We start from the raw sequence: 1,186 nt of genomic DNA on the forward strand, positions 1-1,186 counted from the left end.
CTAGTGTGGTGTCTCAAAAGTAAGCATCAAATAATGGTACTCGCTGCCCGCGCCACAGATGCCAAGATGGTGTCCGCACTTTTATGCCACACGAACGGCTTGGGATCCTCGTTGTGACGATCAATGTATTCCCGTATGGATTGCTCCAGCTGAGCAACGCTGGTGTGGGCGCTGCGCTTGATCCACTGCTCGCTGATCTGGCTAAAGAAACGCTCGACCAGATTGAGCCAGGACGCTGAGGTGGGCGTGAAGTGAACGTGGTAGCGAGGATGGGCTGCTAGCCAGGCCCGCACTGCCTGCGTCTTGTGCGTGCCGTAGTTGTCCATGATCAGGTGGATGTCTTGTTCGCCAGGCACCGCTGCATCGATGGCTTTGAGGAACTGCAGGAATTCCACACTGCGGTGACGGCGCTTGAGCTGTCCTATGACTTTGCCAGTGGCCACATCCAGCGCTGCAAACAGCGACGTTGTGCCATGGCGCTTGTAATCGTGCGTGCGCGTGCTGGGTTTGCCAAACGTCAGTGGTAACCCTGGTTGGGTGCGATCCAGAGCCTGGATCTGGCTCTTCTCGTCCACGCACAGCACCAAGGCGCGATCGGGTGGTGCCATATACAGCCCCACCACATCCCGTACCTTGTCCACGAAATGGGGATCCGTCGATAGCTTGAAGGTTTCTTGCAGGTGCGGCTTCAGCCCAAAGGCATGCCAGATGCGCTGCACCGTCGCGGGCGATACGCCAGCGTGCCGACTCATCTGGCGCACGCTCCAGTGCGTGGCGTTGTCAGGCTTGCTCTGGCGAACCTTGTCCACAATGAGCTGAACCTGCTCGTCGCCCACACTGCGCGGGCGGCCAGCGCGCGGGGCATCGGTCAAACCCGCCAGACGATACGCCTGGTAGCGCCGCCGCCACTTGGAGACAGTTTGCACCGTCGTGCCCAAGCGTTGGGCAATCATGGTGCCCGACTCCCCATCTGCGCAGCCCAGCACGATTCGCATGCGCAGCTTCTCGTCCTCGGGCGCTTTGCGTACGCGCAGTCGCGCATGCAGCTCTGCGCGCTCGGCATCGGTGATCTGCAGCTTCGTGGCGGGGCGTCCAGGGTGGGCCATCAGCGTAGTCTCTTATACGGAAGCTGATTCGACCAACACCGGTCAAAATAGTTCTATCTATTTTTGAGACACCACACTAG

The 1,186-nt window shown here is 59.6% G+C and carries 1 protein-coding gene; it reads right to left on the reverse strand.

Annotated features, from left to right (window positions below; translation table 11 throughout):
* Positions 1-26: 26 nt before the first annotated feature.
* Positions 27-1,106, reverse strand: coding sequence for an IS630 family transposase (locus AVS7_RS22875; RefSeq protein ID WP_020230275.1), 1,080 nt, complete (start codon positions 1,104-1,106; stop codon positions 27-29).
* Positions 1,107-1,186: the final 80 nt, after the last annotated feature.

The organism is Acidovorax sp. MR-S7, assembly GCF_000400995.2.
Lineage (GTDB): Bacteria > Pseudomonadota > Gammaproteobacteria > Burkholderiales > Burkholderiaceae_C > MR-S7.

Excerpts from the sequence above, each read along its gene's own strand:
- AVS7_RS22875 (WP_020230275.1), bottom strand. The coding sequence starts at position 1,106 with ATGGCCCACCCTGGACGCCCCGCCACGAAGCTGCAGATCACCGATGCC.